Source organism: Enterococcus sp. GPZ-007 (genome assembly GCF_059374735.1).
The window spans coordinates 21,166-38,439 of the sequence record NZ_JCAFYN010000037.1 but is presented as its reverse complement, the minus strand read 5'-3'; the positions used below and the strand labels follow the sequence as shown (position 1 = coordinate 38,439).

Annotated in this window: 18 protein-coding genes; 2 read left to right on the top strand and 16 right to left on the bottom strand. The window is 43.5% G+C overall.

The features are described 5' to 3' along the window. Positions 1-93 precede the first annotated feature (93 nt). The 11 genes from deoD to AC4J95_RS16175 form a co-directional block, all read right to left on the bottom strand. Entirely contained in the window at positions 94-801 is a 708-nt protein-coding gene (gene deoD / locus AC4J95_RS16225; protein WP_316402436.1) for a purine-nucleoside phosphorylase, read from the bottom strand. Positions 802-843: 42 nt separating this feature from the next. Then, positions 844-1,662, bottom strand: coding sequence for a purine-nucleoside phosphorylase (locus tag AC4J95_RS16220; RefSeq protein WP_494550747.1), 819 nt, complete (start codon positions 1,660-1,662; stop codon positions 844-846). A gap of 24 nt (positions 1,663-1,686) precedes the next feature. Next, positions 1,687-2,859 (bottom strand): phosphopentomutase, encoded by a 1,173-nt coding sequence (gene deoB / locus AC4J95_RS16215; RefSeq protein ID WP_316402438.1) that lies wholly within the window; start codon positions 2,857-2,859, stop codon positions 1,687-1,689. Between the two features lie 517 nt (positions 2,860-3,376). Further along, on the bottom strand, positions 3,377-4,330 hold the full coding sequence (locus tag AC4J95_RS16210; RefSeq protein WP_494550746.1) for an ABC transporter permease: 954 nt from the start codon (positions 4,328-4,330) through the stop codon (positions 3,377-3,379). Continuing rightward, positions 4,330-5,460 (bottom strand): ABC transporter permease, encoded by a 1,131-nt coding sequence (locus tag AC4J95_RS16205; RefSeq protein ID WP_316402440.1) that lies wholly within the window; start codon positions 5,458-5,460, stop codon positions 4,330-4,332. Before AC4J95_RS16205 ends, AC4J95_RS16210 begins: the two co-directional genes overlap by 1 nt. Next, positions 5,453-6,988 (bottom strand): ABC transporter ATP-binding protein, encoded by a 1,536-nt coding sequence (locus AC4J95_RS16200; protein WP_410470515.1) that lies wholly within the window; start codon positions 6,986-6,988, stop codon positions 5,453-5,455. The genes AC4J95_RS16205 and AC4J95_RS16200 overlap by 8 nt, the downstream gene beginning before the upstream one ends. 198 nt (positions 6,989-7,186) lie before the next feature. Beyond that, positions 7,187-8,287 carry a BMP family lipoprotein gene (locus AC4J95_RS16195; RefSeq protein WP_494550745.1) on the bottom strand — a complete coding sequence of 367 codons (1,101 nt, stop codon included), beginning with the start codon at positions 8,285-8,287 and terminating at the stop codon, positions 7,187-7,189. Positions 8,288-8,369: 82 nt separating this feature from the next. Continuing rightward, positions 8,370-8,762: a cytidine deaminase gene (locus AC4J95_RS16190; RefSeq protein ID WP_494550744.1), complete on the bottom strand. Its 393-nt coding sequence runs from the start codon at positions 8,760-8,762 to the stop codon at positions 8,370-8,372. 16 nt (positions 8,763-8,778) lie between these two features. Beyond that, complete coding sequence (deoC, locus tag AC4J95_RS16185) at positions 8,779-9,441, bottom strand: deoxyribose-phosphate aldolase (RefSeq protein ID WP_316402444.1); 663 nt, start codon at positions 9,439-9,441, stop codon at positions 8,779-8,781. A 62-nt stretch (positions 9,442-9,503) separates the two neighbouring features. Continuing rightward, complete coding sequence (locus tag AC4J95_RS16180; protein ID WP_494550743.1) at positions 9,504-10,805, bottom strand: pyrimidine-nucleoside phosphorylase; 1,302 nt, start codon at positions 10,803-10,805, stop codon at positions 9,504-9,506. Between the two features lie 139 nt (positions 10,806-10,944). Beyond that, positions 10,945-11,961, bottom strand: a complete 1,017-nt coding sequence (locus tag AC4J95_RS16175) for a LacI family DNA-binding transcriptional regulator (RefSeq protein WP_494550748.1) — start codon at positions 11,959-11,961, stop codon at positions 10,945-10,947. A gap of 149 nt (positions 11,962-12,110) precedes the next feature. On the opposite strand from AC4J95_RS16175, the gene AC4J95_RS16170 reads away from it, so the two are divergent. Continuing rightward, a complete protein-coding gene (locus AC4J95_RS16170) occupies positions 12,111-12,482 on the top strand; it encodes a hypothetical protein (RefSeq protein ID WP_494550742.1) in 372 nt (123 codons plus the stop codon). Positions 12,483-12,495: 13 nt separating this feature from the next. Continuing rightward, positions 12,496-13,263 carry an alpha/beta hydrolase gene (locus tag AC4J95_RS16165; protein WP_494550741.1) on the top strand — a complete coding sequence of 256 codons (768 nt, stop codon included), beginning with the start codon at positions 12,496-12,498 and terminating at the stop codon, positions 13,261-13,263. 135 nt (positions 13,264-13,398) lie between these two features. Here AC4J95_RS16165 and AC4J95_RS16160 read toward each other — a convergent pair whose 3' ends face one another. Genes AC4J95_RS16160 through AC4J95_RS16140 form a run of 5 tightly spaced genes read right to left on the bottom strand, consistent with a single transcriptional unit; the run spans position 13,399 to position 17,272 of the window. Continuing rightward, positions 13,399-14,625 carry a zinc-binding dehydrogenase gene (locus AC4J95_RS16160; RefSeq protein WP_494550740.1) on the bottom strand — a complete coding sequence of 409 codons (1,227 nt, stop codon included), beginning with the start codon at positions 14,623-14,625 and terminating at the stop codon, positions 13,399-13,401. A 31-nt stretch (positions 14,626-14,656) separates the two neighbouring features. Next, entirely contained in the window at positions 14,657-15,520 is an 864-nt protein-coding gene (locus AC4J95_RS16155; RefSeq protein ID WP_316402449.1) for a PTS system mannose/fructose/sorbose family transporter subunit IID, read from the bottom strand. A gap of 12 nt (positions 15,521-15,532) precedes the next feature. Beyond that, positions 15,533-16,345: a PTS mannose/fructose/sorbose transporter subunit IIC gene (locus AC4J95_RS16150; RefSeq protein ID WP_494550739.1), complete on the bottom strand. Its 813-nt coding sequence runs from the start codon at positions 16,343-16,345 to the stop codon at positions 15,533-15,535. 23 nt (positions 16,346-16,368) lie between these two features. Continuing rightward, a complete protein-coding gene (locus AC4J95_RS16145) occupies positions 16,369-16,857 on the bottom strand; it encodes a mannose/fructose/sorbose PTS transporter subunit IIB (RefSeq protein ID WP_494550738.1) in 489 nt (162 codons plus the stop codon). Position 16,858: 1 nt separating this feature from the next. Further along, positions 16,859-17,272, bottom strand: coding sequence for a PTS sugar transporter subunit IIA (locus AC4J95_RS16140; RefSeq protein ID WP_494550737.1), 414 nt, complete (start codon positions 17,270-17,272; stop codon positions 16,859-16,861). Between the last annotated feature and the right edge of the window lie 2 nt (positions 17,273-17,274).

The window sequence follows — 17,274 nt, the reverse complement described above, 5'->3', positions numbered from 1 at the left end:
TTCCTCCTACTGAGTATTTCTTCCATTATACCTAGCAACCTTGAAATACACGACAAAACCGCCCTTCATTAATGAAGAACGGTCTCTACCAAATTATTCTGCAATCAACGTTTCCAATCCAACATACATCATGTCTTTAAAGGTATTTTGACGTTCTTCAGAAGTTGTTTCTTCTCCCGTCACCATATGATCGCTGACGGTCATAATACCTAGTGCTTGAACGTGGAATTTGGCGCCTAAGTAATACAGGATCGCCGCTTCCATTTCAACGCCCATCACACCATACTCGGCTAATTTAAAGGTTGGTGCCAAATCATCTTTGTAGAAGGTATCTTCTGACAGCACATTTCCAACATGTGTCGTGAAGCCTTTTTCCTTCGCCACTTCATAGGCCTTCATCATCAGATCAAAATCAGCAATCGGTGCAAAGTGGAAATCTGGAAAATGTTTTTTCACCATTGAAGAACTTGTTACCGCACCTTGAGCAATAATCAAGTCACGCACGTGAACATCTTTAGACAACGCTCCGCAGGTTCCTACGCGAATCAATTTCTTCACGCCGTAGGATTGGATCAATTCCTGCGCATAGATTCCAGCAGATGGCATTCCCATCCCAGTCCCTTGTACAGAAACACGCTCACCCTTATAAGTTCCAGTGTAGCCTAACATTCCCCGCACATTGTTATAGCATTTCGCATCTTCCAAAAAGTTCTCTGCGATAAATTTTGCCCGCAACGGATCACCCGGCAATAAAATCTTATCAGCAATTTCACCCTGTTTCGCTTCAATATGAACGCTCATTGTATTCCTCCTACTTCATTAATTATCGTCTTAATAAATTTCTTACAGAACTGCCAAAGTTTCTTTGATTAGTTTCTTAAAGTCTTCTTTCACACGTTCTGTAGTTTCCACCACTTCCGCGTGGTTCAGGTTGGCTTGCATGCCTGCGGCTAAGTTGGTAATACAAGAAACCCCTAGAACCTTCATGCCGCTGTGTGCCGCAACAATGACTTCAGGTACGGTTGACATACCAACAGCATCCGCGCCAATCGTCCGCGCCATCCGAATTTCCGCAGGAGTTTCATACGTTGGACCGGTCATGCCAAGATAAACGCCTTCCTGAAGATCAATCGATAATTTGTCTGCAACTTCGCGGGCTTTTTCTTGATATTCTTTGGTATAAGCCGCGCTCATGTCTGGGAAGCGTGGTCCCATATTTTCATCGTTTGGTCCGATCAACGGATTGGTTCCCATGAAGTTGATGTGGTCAGTGATCAGCATCAAGTTTCCAGGCTGGAAGCCTTCATTCACACCGCCAGCTGCGTTGGTCACAACCACTGAGTGAATGCCTAGTGCCGCCATGACACGAACTGGATACGTCACTGTTTCCATCGTGTTTCCTTCATAATAGTGGAAACGACCTTGCATCGCTAAAACATTTTTACCAGCTAAACTGCCATAAACTAATTGTCCAGCGTGCCCAACTACGGTTGATACTGGAAAATGTGGGATCTCGTTGTAGGGGATCACCACGGGATTTTCGATTTCCTCTGCTAATTCGCCTAAACCTGAACCTAAGATCAAGCCGAATGCAACATCCGCTACTCCTTTGTCTTGGATATAGCTTGCTGTTTGTTGAATTTTATCCTGTAAGTCTGTCATAAACGTCTCCTTTATAGATAGTTTTTATTTCAATAGTTTCAAGAAGCTTTCGCCATTTTCAGTTGCCGGTACGTCAAAGTTTTCAGCGATTGTTGCAGCAATATCTGAATAGTAGCCTTGCGGTAATTTTCCTTGTGCCTCCATCTTCTTGCTGTAAACCAAGAATGGCACGTATTCACGGGTGTGGTCTGTTCCGGTAAAGGTTGGGTCGTTCCCGTGATCGGCAGTAATCATCAATAGATCGTCCTCTTGCATCGCATCCAAAATTTCAGGAATCCGTAAATCAAATTCTTCGATCGCATGAGCATAGCCGACGACATCGCGACGGTGACCGAACAACGCATCGAAATCAACCAAGTTCGTGAAGCTCAATCCAGTGAAATCATTCTTCATTACATCTAGCAATTTGTCGACGCCATCCATGTTGCTCTTTGTACGAACCGCATCGGTGATACCTTGACCGTTAAAGATATCGTTGATCTTACCAACTGCGATGACATCTTTGCCGTTATCCTTTAATGAATCCAAAACAGTTTTGCCAAATGGATCAAGGGCATAGTCGTGACGGTTGCTGGTACGAGTGAAGTTGCCTGGTTCGCCTAGATAAGGACGAGCAATGATCCGACCAATCATGTAAGGATCATCTTTCGTAATATCACGGACATACTGACAAATCTTATACAATTCTTCTAAAGGAATGATCTCTTCATGAGCGGCAATCTGCAATACCGGATCAGCAGACGTGTAGATAATCAAATCGCCGGTCTTCATTTGCTCTTCACCGAAATCCTTGATGACTTCCGTTCCACTATAAGGCTTGTTGGCGCCCATGATGATACCGCGACCAGAGAACTCAGAGATTTTATCCAGCAATTCTTGCGGGAAGCCTTCTGGGAAGACACGGAACGGTGTTTGGATATTCAATCCAGCAATTTCCCAATGCCCCGTCATTGTGTCTTTACCAACAGAAATCTCTTCCAATTTTGTCGCATAACCATCATGATCCGCTACATCTTTCACACCTTTTAATGGACGAATCGTTCCAAGTCCAAGCTGTTCCAAATGCGGTATATTCAAACCAGCCTCTTCTGCAATATGGCCTAAGGTATCTGAACCTACATCTCCAAATTTTTCAGCATCTGGCGCTTCTCCGATACCTACTGAATCCATTACGACTAAGTGAATGCGCTTAAACATTTCTATTCCCTCTTTCTATTAATTTATATCAAAATAAGCAAGACGAAGCTGCTTATAAATTTAACAAAAATACTGTCGGACGAAGAATACCGACACAACCCAAGTATATTGGGTTCTTGATGTTCCGTAAACTGAAAGCCATTGCGTGACGTCAATAGTTCCACTAACGTACTAAAATTTGGATTAGGACTGGCAGCTAGCTCATTTTTTTATGAATTCATTTTTCAAAAACCACGAAAAATGATTCTATCTTCGTACGCATACCATCCAACTAAACGACTCGTCACAATATATAATCTTAAAACTTTACTTTTTGCCAGTCCAACCTTGAGCAACTGCGAAAGTTGGACTGGCAGCTAATTCGTTTTAAGGAATTAACTTTTTCAAAAAGCAAAAATGTTAGTTTGATCCTCATCACGCATATCATTCTACTAACCTGCTAAAGCAGGAAGTAGAACTGACAAAGGGCGCGACTAAGAACATTGTCCCATAGCCCCACCCTTTGAAAACGAAAGAATTATTTTGATTTGATGTAATTGACACCGTCTGCTTTTGGTGCTGCTGCTTTTCCTAAGAAAATGACCAGTACCACGATGGTTAAGACGTATGGTGCTGATTGTAGATATACGTCTGGAATTGATGAAATGATCGGCAAGTTTGACCCTGCGATACTCAAGTTTTGTGCGAATCCGAAGAAGATCGCAGCCCCCATCGCACCTAGCGGATTCCATTTACCAAAGATCATCGCTGCTAGTGAAATGAACCCTTGACCAGCGATGGTTGTTTGCGCAAAGCGTCCAGCGATTGATTGCGCGAAGACTGCTCCGCCCATACCGCCAAGGAAGCCTGAAATCAGAACACCCGAATAACGTAAAGCATACACGTTAATTCCCAACGTATCTGCCGCTTGTGGATTTTCACCAACAGAGCGAAGACGCAAACCGAAGCGCGTTTTGAAAATCACGAACCAAGAAATAACTGCGACTAAAATCGCAAAGTAGGCTGGCAAACTGGTATTTTTAAAGAACAATTCACCGATAACTGGGATTTTGCTTAATCCAGGAAAATCAAAGTAACCAAACTGTTGTTGGATTGTATCTGTTTGACCTTTTCCATAAATCACTTTGATCAAGAAAATCGCTAATGGCGGTGCCAATAAGTTCATTACTGTACCACTAATGATGTGGTCAGCACGGAAGCTGACCGTCGCAACAGCATGTAGTAAGGAGAATGCCATGCCTGCAAGACCGCCGACTAGAACACCTAGCCAAGGAGTCATCGCGCCAAACTGATTGGCAAACGCTAAGTTAAATACAACTGAACTAAATGCACCGGCAACCATGATTCCTTCCAGACCAACGTTTACGATCCCGCTACGTTCTGAAAACACACCGCCAAGCGCGGTTAAAATCAATGGTGCAGAATACACGAGTGTCTGAGCAATAATTGAAGCTAATAAATCCATATTCATCAGACTTTGCCCCCTTTTTCAGATTCTTCATTCGGAGCACTTTCGACTTCTTGGACAGTAGCGACTTCTTTTTTACCGCCCATTACTTTTGCTAAACCAACACGTACGATATAGTTGATTGCCACGAAGAAGATGATCAACGGAATAACACTATTGGCTAATTCACTAGGAATACCTGAGAACTGCATCCCTTGTCCGCCCAGCTTCAAGACACTGAACAGTAACGCAGATAATAGGATTCCGACAGAACTGCCGTTTCCTAATAGCGACACGGCCATACCATCGAATCCGATACTGATCGATGACCCTTGAACAAAGTAGTTCATGAAGGTACCTAGACCATAAACGACACCACCCAGACCAGCTAGGGCGCCAGAGATAATCATTGAGATTACGATCGTACGCTTGCTGCTCATCCCTGCATATTCAGAGGCAAAAGGATTCAGACCAACGGAACGAATTTCAAAACCTAATGTCGTGCGCTTCATCAAGAACCAAACGACCACTAAGAATACCAATGCTAAGATAAATCCCATGTTGACCCGTGAACCACCGAATAATTCAGTCAACCAAGGCTCACGTAAGGACGCGTTCAAGCCAACTGCTTTTGTGACCCCTTTGTTTGAGATGATATCTGGTGACATCACGTGGTTGACGATATGATTGGCTACATAAAGAATTACGTAGTTCATCATGATCGTTACGATTACTTCACTGGTTCCAAAGAAGGCTCTTAATAAACCAGGAATCGCTGCAGCTGCAGCACCGGCTAAAGCACCAACGATGATTGCTAATGGTACAACCACAATCTTTGGTGAATCCGGCATGCTCAATGCGACCCAGATACTTGCGACCCAGCCACATAGAGCTTGCCCTGACAACCCGACGTTAAAGAATCCAGCCGAGTTGGCAACAGAAAATCCTAATGCGGTAAAGATCAGCGGACCTGCACCAACCAAGATTTCCCCGATTGACATCTTGCTTTGGAAAGCCGAGCTAAACATCGCGTTGTAGCCCTCAATCGGATTAAATCCAAATACTAACATCAAAACAGCACCAAGAACAAATCCTAAAATAACTGAAATAATCGGTACTAAAATATTTCTAATTTTTTCTGAGCGATCATTCATTTGTCTCACCAGCCTTTGCTAATTCTGCTCGCGCTTCTTCTAAACTATAACCAGCCATTAATAGACCAAGCTCGTTCTCAGAAGTTTCTTTCGGATCTACGATACCAACGATCTCCCCAGCATGAATAACCGCGATACGGTCAGAGACATTCAAAATTTCATCTAACTCAAAACTTACCAACAGCACACCTTTTTGTTTGTCGCGCTGTTCAACTAAACGTTTGTGGATGTATTCAATCGCACCAACATCCAGTCCACGAGTTGGTTGTGATACGATCAATAAATCTGGATCACGGTCAACTTCTCGTGCAATAATGGCTTTTTGTTGATTCCCACCTGAAAGTGAAGCGGCAGGTGCTTTTTCGCCAGTCGTCCGCACATCATATTCTTCAATCAGACGTTTCGCGTAACGATCGATTTCACCATAATTCAAGATACCGTTCTTACTGAAAGGTGCATGATAGTAAGATTGTAAAGCGATATTTTCAGATAAAGGCAATGGCAGGATCAGCCCATACTTATGGCGGTCCTCCGGTACGTGTCCGACACCTGTCTCCGTGACATGACGAGGCGATTTGCCAGTCACATCTTCTCCTTTGATCGTCACTGTACCACTTTCGACTTTGCGCAATCCAGTCAATGCTTGGATCAATTCAGTCTGTCCATTACCGTCAATTCCGGCAATCCCGACAACTTCACCACGATGAACATCTAAAGACAAGTTTTTAACAGCTTCCAGACCGCGGCTTTCTTTTACGACTAAATTTTTAATTGAAAGAACGACTTCACCCGGCGCTGCTGGCGCTTTATCTGTTTTAAATGAAACAGATCGGCCAACCATCATATCGGCTAGTTGCTGCGAGCTGACATCTTTTACATCGACAGTTCCTATGTATTGTCCTCGACGAATGACGGAACAACGATCCGCGACTTTTTTGATTTCATCTAACTTGTGGGTGATTAGAATGATTGATTTGCCTTCATTGATCAGGCCTTCCATGATCATAATCAGCTCGTCAATTTCTTGCGGTGTCAATACGGCCGTTGGTTCATCAAAAATCAGAACATTCGCACCACGGTACAAGGTTTTTAAAATTTCGACCCGTTGCTGCATCCCCACTGAGATGTCTCGAATATAGGCATCTGGATCAACCTTCAATCCATACTCCTGTGACAAGCGTTCAATCTCGGCTTTTGCTTTCTTTTGGTCCAGTACGCCACCTTTGCGCGGCTCACTACCTAAAATAATGTTTTCCGTAACGGTAAAAGCATCAACTAACATGAAATGCTGATGGACCATTCCGATCCCTAATTGATTGGCTCTAGTTGGACTTGAGATGTCGACTGGCTGACCATCCATCAAGATCTCCCCAGAAGTTGGCTGCAATAACCCTGACAAAACATTCATAAGTGTCGATTTACCAGCACCATTTTCACCTAAAAGTGCATGAATCTCACCTTTACGAATCTGTAAATTGATGTTGTCATTTGCTTTAAACGTGCCAAATTGCTTGGTGATATTGCGCATCTCAATGACATTTTGTTCTTCTGTCACTTTCTTTTCACATCCTATCGCTTTCTAAACCTGACAAAACATTGCAACGCTAAGGGCGTTCTTCCCTTAGCCAAACACAGCGCAGGCCGTGACTTGGCTAAAAAAAGAAGACTCTTTTTTAAAAGAGGACCATAGTCTCGCTTGTTGGAGACTATGGTCACACCTGAATGATTATTTTTCAGGAGTTTCTGGAACTTTGATATCGCCAGCAGAAACGTTTTCTTTTGCTTCTTTAACAGCTGCTTTCGCATCGTCTGAAAGGAATCCGTCTGTTAAATCAACACCGCCGTCTTTCAAACCAAATGATAAGTGTTTGCCGCCAGGGAATTTGTCATTCAATGCATCCGTAGAGATTGATTGAACCGCTGCACCCACTCCTTTAAGTGTTGAAGTCAAACAGAAGTTGCTGTCTTTACCATCTTTAGATTTGTATTTACCATCGTTTTGTTGGTCGCTATCGACACCGATAACCCAAACTTTGTCTGCTTCGTTGGCTTTTTCGTTACGTGCTTTCGCTTCTGAGAAGACCCCTTGACCAGTACCGCCTGAAGCATGATAAATGATATCTACGCCAGCATTGTACATGTTCGCTGCCAAAGCTTTCCCTTTAGAAGGATCACCAAATGAAGCTGCATATTGGACGTCTACAGAAATGTCTTTGTCTAATTTTTTAGCAGTATCTTTTACCCCTTTAACGAAACCAGCTTCAAAACGGTCGATTACGGCACCTTCTTCACCACCAACGAAACCTAATTTGTTAGATTTAGTTGTTTCAGCTGCTGCTACACCTGCTAGGTAAGCTGCTTCTTGGTCTTTAAATGTTGCTGAAGCAACGTTGTCTTTGTCTTCAATTACTGAATCGATGATAACGAAGTTTGTATCAGGATTTTGATCTGCTGCTGCTGAGATCGGGTCAGCTAGCAAGTAACCGATACCGAAGACTGTCTTGAATCCGTTAGTAACAGCTTGTGAAATGTTTTGTTCATATTCAGAAGCATCGTTTGATTGGATATAGTTGTATCCGCCAGTACCTTTTTTGATATCGTGTTCTTTCCCCCATGCTTGAAGACCTTCCCAAGCACTTTGGTTAAATGAACGGTCGTCCACCCCACCAATGTCTGTTACGATTGCTACGCTGTGTTTTGCATCGTCTTTGGCCGCTCCGCCTGAAGAATCAGTTGAACCGCCGCCACTACCGCCGCCGCAAGCTCCTAGAGTCAGCAACGCTGCCATTGCCACGGTACCTAGGCCAAATAATTTTGCTTTTTTCATTTCTGTAAAGCCCCCTAAATATGGATTTTTTTTCAACAGTCCTGCGACTGAATGAACATGGTTTATAGATCTTTATAGATCTTTATAGATCTTTATCAGTGAAAATATATGGCAGTAAGCCTTCAACGGTCATTTCCTTGGTTACACCGTTGTCACCGACTAAGGTTACTGGCATCGCTGGATCGCAGAACTCCGCCATAACTTGACGACAAGCGCCACATGGAGAAATTGGATCTGGTGTGTGACCAGCGATCACTAAATGACTAAATTCTCTTTCGCCTTCCGAAACAGCTTTAAAAATCGCTGTACGTTCTGCGCAATTGGTTAAGCCGTAAGAGGCATTTTCAATGTTGATGCCTTGGTACGTTTTTCCTTCTTTGGTCACGAGACACGCGCCGACAGGAAATTTGGAATATGGGACATATGCTTTATCGAGTGCTTCGACTGCAATGTCGATCCATTCTTGTTTACTCATGTGATTGCCTCCGATCTTAGTACCCCGTACCAGATAGGCCGTTCATAATAGCGACACCTGAGCTGGCACCTAAACGTGTTGCCCCCGCCTCGATCATCGCTGCTGCTTCCTTGGCATTATGGATACCGCCTGAAGCTTTGACACCCATTTCAGGACCAACGGTTTCACGCATCAAGCGTACATCTTCGACAGTCGCACCGCCAGTTGAGAAGCCAGTCGATGTTTTAACGAAATCTGCTCCCGCTGCTTTAGCTAATTCGCAGGCTTTGATTTTTTCTTCATTATTTAATAGAGACGTTTCGATGATGACTTTTACTAAGGCTTTATCTTTCGCGGCCGCTACAACTGCTTCGATATCTTTTTGAACTTTTTCGTAGTTGCCGTCTTTTAGCTCACCGATGTTAATGACCATATCGACTTCAGCCGCTCCATTTTGGATCGCATTAGCTGCTTCAAAGGCTTTTGCTTCAGTAGTCGTTGCCCCCAACGGGAAGCCGATCACAGTGCAGACCGCAACAGGTTCGCCTTTTAGTTCTTGAGCTGCAAGTGACACCCAAGTAGGATTAATGCAGACGGAATAGAAACGATATTTTTTTGCTTCTTCAATAATTTTCATCACATCTGCTTTTTGCGCATCCGCTTTTAAAATTGTGTGGTCGATCATTCGATTGATTTCCATTTCTGTTCCTCACTTCTTTTATTATAATATACTTTTTATTGTTACAAAAAAGTTTTAAATACTTATTCGGTAATGATATCGTGGATTAAAATAGGCTCTTTGGGCTCTTCCCCAATAGAAATATTTTGATAAAGTAATTTTTTCACATCATCGATCTCATTAGAGTTTGCATAAATCGTCAATAGTGATTCGCCTTCAGCAACCTTATCACCGATCTTCTTGTGGAGCTTGATCCCTACTGCATGGTCGATGTCCTCTTCTTTGGTCTTGCGTCCTGCACCTAACAGCATTGCCGCGATCCCAATCTCATTCGCGACTAACTCAGTCACATAACCGGAAGTTTTCGCTGGGAGTTCGATCTCATATTTTGCGGTCAAGATTTTTTCTGTTTGGTCAATCACTGTCGCGTCGCCGCCTTGATCCTTGACCATTTCACGGAATTTTTCTAACGCCTTGCCTGAGTGCAACGCTTCTTCCAACATCACTCTTGCTTCATCCAACGTTGCTGCTTTGCCTGCCAGAACCACCATTTGACTACCTAAGACATAGCACATTTCAGTCAGATCAGCTGGCCCATTGCCCTTGAGCGTATCAATCGCTTCTACGATCTCCAGGCTGTTCCCGATCGCTTCGCCTAACGGCTCAGACATATCCGAAATAACCGCCATCGTTTGACGTCCTGCCAGTTTTCCGATTCGTACCATTGTTTTCGCTAAGCGCTTGGCGTCCTCGATGTTCTTCATGAAGGCACCTTCGCCTGTTGTCACATCTAAGACAATCGCATCGGCACCTGCCGCAATTTTTTTACTCATGATCGAGCTGGCGATCAACGGGATCGAATCAACCGTTGCCGTTACATCCCGTAATGCGTAAAGCTTCTTATCCGCCGGAGCAAGATTACCTGACTGACCGATGACAGCCACTTTGCTCTTGTTTACAATATCAATGAACTCTTGATCAGATAATTCAATTTTAAAGCCGGGGATCGATTCAAATTTATCTAAGGTACCGCCAGTAAAACCAAGCCCTCGTCCAGACATTTTTGCTACAGGTACATCGACACTTGCCACGAGCGGAGCTAGAACTAAAGTCGTTGTATCGCCAACGCCACCAGTCGAATGTTTGTCCACCTTAATGCCTTCAATAGAAGACAAATCAATGATGTCTCCCGAATTCGCCATAGCCAAAGTTAAATGAGAAATTTCCTCATCCGTCATATCTTGATAAAAGATCGCCATCAACAGTGCGCTCATTTGATAATCAGGAATACTTCCGTCTGTATAGCCCTCAATAATGAAGTCGAGTTCTTCTTTTGATAAGGCCTTACCGTCCCTTTTTTTCTCGATCAAATCTACCATTCTCATAGGTTTTCCTCCAAGCTTCAAAAAGTATTATACAATAAAATGGCGAAAGGTAAACCACTTTAGTAAAACAGTTTACTAAATCTAGAAGCGCTTTCTGTTAGCGCTACCATCGTTACTATAACGGGTAGTGAGCCCGTTGTCAACCCTGATCTACTTCTTTCACACTCTCACGAATAATTAATTTAGTTTGGAAGATTTTATTCGGGATTCGCTGAGAAGGGAAATTGATCGCATCCACTAAGAATTTCGCCGCTGAAAAACCAATCTCAGTACTCGGTTGAAAGACGGTCGTCAATGGCGGGACCATGTACTTGCTAACCTCCAACCCGTCGAATCCAACAACAGAGATATCATCAGGGACCTTCAAACCAGCTTCATAAATGGCTTGATAGCAGCCAATCGCCATCTCATCGTTCCCACAAAAGATCGCTGTGATCTTTTCATTCTTTAATACTTTCTTCGCTGCATGATAACCGCCAGCAATCGTTAATTCACCTGAGGCAACATAGTCTTCTTCAAAGGGCAGCTGATACTCAAAAATGATTTGTCGATAGGCCTTCAGACGTTCTGTCAATTGATAGTATCCTTGGCTTTCCTTCAACATGCCGATATGCCGATGACCCTTATCTACCAGCATTCTCAATACTTCCTGCGCCCCAGCATATTCCTCTACTAACAACTGACCCCAATCGCGATCATTCAATCCCCGGTCAATCAGAACGATTGGGTGTTTACGGTAAAAATCACTCCCCAGCTTATGCTCATCCTCTAAATGATTCGGCGTAGCTAGCAAAATCCCATCTACCGACCGATGAGACAATTCATTTAAATAACGTTTTTCTTGGTCAATATCATGACGTGAATTGCACAAAATGATCATGTAGCCTAAAGGGTTTAAATAACTTTCTACCCCTTCAATCACTTTTGAGAAGAAAAAGTCCGTCACATCTGGCACGATCATTCCGATCGTTTTTGAATGACGATTAATCAAATTTGCCGCAAAAAAATCCGGCTTATATTGATGCTCTTCAACGATCGCTAAGACTTTTTTTCGTGTCTGCTCGCTAAAGCGGCTACCTTTATTATTTAAAATCTGAGAGACAGTCGTTACGGAAACACCTGCCATTTCAGCGATTTCTTTGATGGTGATCTTCATCATGAACCAACTCTCTGCACTTTTTTCTTAGTGTAGCAAAGGAGAAAATAGAAAGAAAGCCTTTTTCATCAAAAGGGAAGACTTCTTACTTGCCCTGCTGAAAAAAGAGTGTAGATTAAAGACTATAGAACAAGAAAGCTGGTGAGAAAATGTTAGATGTGATAGGAGCGATCAAAAATCTTAGCTGGACGACAGAACACCATTTTCTGCACATCAAGAATCAGCATGAATTTATGCGTATCTGGGCAGTTCAATTTGAACTGGCCTACACAGATTTTCGTGTGATCCAAATGGCGCTTCAGTTAGATTCTCAAATGGCGCTGCTGCAGCGTTTCACGAAAGCTTACGATGCTGTTTACCAATACGAATACGCCTTTGTTAAGGATGGCTTGGAGGGCTTCAATCAACAATTCGGCGATCAGGTCGATCAGTACGAAACAGCTCAGCAGCAATTGTTAGCTATCTTAGCTGAGTTGATGCAGCAACAGCCTCAACCAACCAAAGAAAATGATTTGATTTAAAGGGAGCATTACAATGATCAAAGATTATATTTATGACAAAGAAAATCAATTAGCACTAGATATTTATGAACCGAAAACAATTGAAGCAGCGATCATTTTGATTCACGGCGGCGGCTGGTTTCGGGGAGATAAAGCCAAAGAAGCGACACTGGCGGAACGATTGACAAATGATGGCTTTCTCGTTATCGCACCCAATTATCGCCTAGCGCCAGATCATATCTTCCCCGCTGCCATGGATGACCTATTAAACGTCTATGACTGGCTAGTAAACAGCGATTATCCGGTGAAGGGAAAAATCGTCGCTCTGGGATCTTCTGCTGGTGGTAATTTATCAATTGAATTGGCATTGCAAAAAGGGATTCCTGCCGCCTCCTGGTCTGGCATTATCGATCTTTACGATTGGGTACAGCAACATCCAGAAGTCGTTCCGGCTATGAATCAAAAACCCAATTTTGATCAACAAGCTAGCGGAAAAATCGACCAAGACGGGGCGAATGACGCCTTTTACAAATGGTTCATCTTGAATTATGTGGATCAAGATATGGCACGCTTAAAACAAGCCGATCCATTATCGCGTGTATCAAATAACAGCGGACCTCTTTTCATCGCCAACTCACTAAAGGAATTGGTTCCGTTATCAGGCATCTATAAATTACAAGCTGCACTCGCCGAAAAGGGAGTGCCCAGTGAAACAAAATTGATTACTGGTACCGTCCATGGTGAAGGCTATGCCGATATTGCTTATCAAAATACTGTCCAATTCTTGAAGGACAATCTATAAAAGAATCGCCACGAAAATCAGTGTTTTTCGTGGCGATTCTTATTTAATATTTAGGTCATTTTCACTCTAAAACCCGAACATTACCAAAACAGAAAAAGTGAAAACGATTAAATAATTCATTTACTTAAATAAAAATTAAATATTCGGGCAATTGTTCAGAACATAGTTTTCCGCCTGCTGACTCCAAATACCGTCTGTTTCTGCCAAAATTTTTCCTAACTCGGACTCTTGAGCAATGTCCGATATTTTTTTCAATTCTGATTGTTTATGGGTATAAACGAGCTTTTTCCCGCCACCAATCGCTGGCTGATCTAAGGTCGTTTCTCCAACTGCATCTAAACCAAGGATGTGTGTCACCACATTGGCAACCTTAACTTGTTTGTCTTCAATCAGCTTAACTGCTTTACGCATATCCTCCGTGTTTCCGCCAGAGGTTCCGACAAAATGCGTAAACGAATAATGCACATCGTAGAAATTCACTGGCGCAGAAAATTCTTTGGCCTGCGGTCCTGCGAAGAAATTCAAACACCCATCTGGATTCAGCAGGTTTGCCGCATCGGTAACGACTGGCGCCACTGGGATCATGACAAAAATATCATCGAAGCCTCCGTCAGCCGTTTCCTTCAATAGACTGACTTGATCCTCAACATCCGCTACATTCACGTAAGATACTTCGATCCCGTTTTGACTTGGATAGAGTTTTTCCGCACGCGCTAATTTTTCTGCATCACGATCCGTCACCACCAATTTTTTCGGTTTGATCGGTCCATGCAACGCATAATCGATCGCCAACAAGCCCATCGGTCCTGTTCCGCCCATAATTAGCAGACTGCCATCAGCTTTGATCCCCATTTTATGTTCATAGGAGCCCTCTTTTAAATGATAATTGGCTTCAAAAGCACCAATTACACAGGATAAGGGTTCGATCAATGAGCCTTCAAAATAGGTATCACCTTTATAAGGAATCAAACAATCCTGATTCATGACATCTTCTGAGATCACGATATAGGTCGCATCACCGCCAGTATAAGGATAAGAGTAACCCGGACAGTCTGGCCGATCCGGCAATTGCAGATTTGCCTGCAGCACATAGCGTTCACCCTTTTTATACTTATGGGCCCATTTTCCACCTACTTCCAGCAGTTCGCCGCAAAATTCATGACCGATGATAATCGGATTTTCTGCTAAATCGTTTGGTGCTTTTTTATGATCCGCTCCTTGATTGGCTAATTTCCATGTCGACATGCAAATGCTGTCGGTGATGACCGAAGCCAAAATTTCGTTTTCTTTAATTTCAGGTAATTCAAATTCCTCCAAGCGCAAATCCTTCTTACCATATAAACGCACTGCTTTCGTTTTCACTGCTGCTCCCCCTAGTTTCTTCTATATAATATTAAGCTAAAATACCTAACCAATAACCCACGATTCCAACTGCGAATAAAACAAAGATCAAAACGATCGGACTAACTTTTTTCTTCAATAAATACATCATTAAAAGCGTTAAGCCTAAAGCTGGCAAACCTGGCACCAAATCATCTAAAACATTTTGAACCGTGGTAATCACTGTTTTTCCATCAGCTCCAGGAGTTTCCGAAACAACCAAGGGAATATTGATCGTCGTCCACTTGGTTACTAAAACACCCATGATGAACAATCCTAAAATCGTCGCGCCTTCCGTTAATTTTTGCAGCAGATTCCCGGATAAATCTTTGACGATATCCATCCCTTTACTGAATCCATAAGTTAAACCAAACCATTTCATCGCTAAACGAATCGCGTTGAAAGCAACGAAGAACAAAATCGGTCCCATCACATTTCCTGACAAGGCTAACGATGCACCTAAAGCTGCGGTGATCGGACGTAATGTTCCCCAGACCAACGGATCACCAACGCCCGCTAGTGGTCCCATCAATCCGACCTTCAAGCTATTGATCGTTCCATCATCAATATCCGCACCGCTTGCCCGTGCTTCCTCCATCGCCATCGTCACACCTATGACCGGACCGCAAACAGCAGGTGTTGTATTGAAGAAGGTCAAATGCCGTTTCAAAGCCTCCGATTGCTCTTCTTTTGTTTTATACACTCGGCGAATCGTTGGAATCATATCCACACAGAAAGCCAAGGCGTGAATTCGTTCAAAGTTAAAGGATGCTTGCTGGAAATTCGAAAAGACAAACGTGGTCATTAGATCTTTCTTCGTTAATTGTGATTGTGCATAAATATCTTTCTTCGTTTCTACCATTGAAGTGTTTTCCATTTTTTTGCCCCCTTAATCTTCTAATTCATCATCGGCTAACTCGCCGGCAACAACGGCCGCTATCTGATTGCCTTGGACTTCGTTTTTCTTAAAGTTGGGATTCAGCTGCACATAGACTAACGCTGTGATCAAGCCAATGATTCCGAAGGCCAACAAACTGAACTCCAAGTAACCGCCCATGACGAAGCCAAGATAGAAGAATGGCATCAAGTACGCCACGCTCATCATGTTCAATACCATCGCATATCCGACTACTACGATGAATCCACCAGCAACTGCTAACCCGCCGGTAATCACGTCCGGAATCATATTCAGCATGTTCGTGACCATCTCCGCGCTAACGAATGCTGCTACGATCGTGGCTGGGATTGCCACTCGCAAGGCTTGAATGAATAAGGCACTAAAATGCAGGAAGATGATCTTATTGAAGTTCGCTTTTTCCGCTTCCCGATCCGCCGCATGCTGAAAGGCCACCGTGATTGTCCGCGCAATAACCGTCAATACCTGCCCAGCTGCTGCGACTGGTAAAGCAATCGCGATCCCTGATTGAATATCCTGCTGACCAACGACGACTAAGATAGTAGAAATGACACTGGCTAACGCCGAATCCGGTGACTGCGCTGCGCCGATGTTCATCCAGCCCAGAGCAATCAGCTCTAACGTTCCACCTAAAATAATTCCTGTTTGCACATCACCCAAGATCAGACCAACCATCGTACAGGCGATCAACGGTCGATGCGTCTGAAACTCATCCAACACACTGCCCATCCCGCATACACATGAAAAAAGAAAAATAAATACAATTTGCAATACTGATAATTCCATTTTTATGTCCTCCTAATTGATAATTAAAACCCTGCTTCCTTCAGTTTCTCTTCAAAATTCCCCTTTGGATCAGTCGCGACTACCCGTAAGTCCAGTTCCACACCTGATGCTCCCAGCTTACGAAAGGCATCCGCTTCTGTCTGATCGACTGAGACGGCTTTGGTGATCTGTGTCCGCCCCGTTTTGAATTGCATCCCGCCGATGTTGATCGATTTGATCGGCACCTGCAGCTGTACCAGCTCCAAAACTTCCATTGGATTAGTAAATAGATAGAAGACTGTTTCATCCGCATATTTCGGATTGTTGTAGACCTTCACTGCTTTTTCCGGGTCAACGATGTTCACTTTGATGCCCGGCGGTGCCGCCTGTTTTACCAATGTTTTGCGAATCTCGTCATTAGCGACTTCTTTACTGACCACGATGATCCGTTTTGCCCCAGCTTCCTTCGCCCAAACAGTGGCAACTTGTCCATGGATCAGGCGATCATCGATTCGTGATAATTTGATTTGCATCTTAGAAATCCTCCTCTTCTTCAATTATTTGTTGTTTAAACGCTTTCACTGTGTCGCAGGGAATACTTGTTGCATGATTCACAATATCCTGCAAATTACTACCCAGCATACTTGCAACTTCTAAGACGATCGGTAACGACATTCCCGACACGACTTCGATCTCGCGGTCGGGATTCTTCATCGCTACTGCACAGCTAGCATTGTAAGGTGTGCCGCAGAATAAATCGGTCAACACCAGATAGGATGCCTCCTGCTCACACATTGCCGCAGAAACTTTTTCTTGGATCGTGTCCAAACCCTCTTCCTTCAAGAATTCCACCGATTCAAAATCAGGCAATGCGCCGAAGATCATTTCGGCGGAATTCTTCATTTCATGAGCCAGTCTGCCATGAGCCACTAAAACTACTTTGTTCATAA

Excerpts from the sequence above, each read along its gene's own strand:
- deoD (WP_316402436.1), bottom strand. The coding sequence starts at position 801 with ATGAGCGTTCATATTGAAGCGAAACAGGGTGAAATTGCTGATAAGATT.
- AC4J95_RS16220 (WP_494550747.1), bottom strand. The coding sequence starts at position 1,662 with ATGACAGACTTACAGGATAAAATTCAACAAACAGCAAGCTATATCCAA.
- deoB (WP_316402438.1), bottom strand. The coding sequence starts at position 2,859 with ATGTTTAAGCGCATTCACTTAGTCGTAATGGATTCAGTAGGTATCGGA.
- AC4J95_RS16210 (WP_494550746.1), bottom strand. The coding sequence starts at position 4,330 with ATGAATATGGATTTATTAGCTTCAATTATTGCTCAGACACTCGTGTAT.
- AC4J95_RS16205 (WP_316402440.1), bottom strand. The coding sequence starts at position 5,460 with ATGAATGATCGCTCAGAAAAAATTAGAAATATTTTAGTACCGATTATT.
- AC4J95_RS16200 (WP_410470515.1), bottom strand. The coding sequence starts at position 6,988 with ATGCGCAATATCACCAAGCAATTTGGCACGTTTAAAGCAAATGACAAC.
- AC4J95_RS16195 (WP_494550745.1), bottom strand. The coding sequence starts at position 8,287 with ATGAAAAAAGCAAAATTATTTGGCCTAGGTACCGTGGCAATGGCAGCG.
- AC4J95_RS16190 (WP_494550744.1), bottom strand. The coding sequence starts at position 8,762 with ATGAGTAAACAAGAATGGATCGACATTGCAGTCGAAGCACTCGATAAA.
- deoC (WP_316402444.1), bottom strand. The coding sequence starts at position 9,441 with ATGGAAATCAATCGAATGATCGACCACACAATTTTAAAAGCGGATGCG.
- AC4J95_RS16180 (WP_494550743.1), bottom strand. The coding sequence starts at position 10,805 with ATGAGAATGGTAGATTTGATCGAGAAAAAAAGGGACGGTAAGGCCTTA.
- AC4J95_RS16175 (WP_494550748.1), bottom strand. The coding sequence starts at position 11,961 with ATGAAGATCACCATCAAAGAAATCGCTGAAATGGCAGGTGTTTCCGTA.
- AC4J95_RS16170 (WP_494550742.1), top strand. The coding sequence starts at position 12,111 with ATGTTAGATGTGATAGGAGCGATCAAAAATCTTAGCTGGACGACAGAA.
- AC4J95_RS16165 (WP_494550741.1), top strand. The coding sequence starts at position 12,496 with ATGATCAAAGATTATATTTATGACAAAGAAAATCAATTAGCACTAGAT.
- AC4J95_RS16155 (WP_316402449.1), bottom strand. The coding sequence starts at position 15,520 with ATGGAAAACACTTCAATGGTAGAAACGAAGAAAGATATTTATGCACAA.
- AC4J95_RS16150 (WP_494550739.1), bottom strand. The coding sequence starts at position 16,345 with ATGGAATTATCAGTATTGCAAATTGTATTTATTTTTCTTTTTTCATGT.
- AC4J95_RS16145 (WP_494550738.1), bottom strand. The coding sequence starts at position 16,857 with ATGCAAATCAAATTATCACGAATCGATGATCGCCTGATCCATGGACAA.
- AC4J95_RS16140 (WP_494550737.1), bottom strand. The coding sequence starts at position 17,272 with ATGAACAAAGTAGTTTTAGTGGCTCATGGCAGACTGGCTCATGAAATG.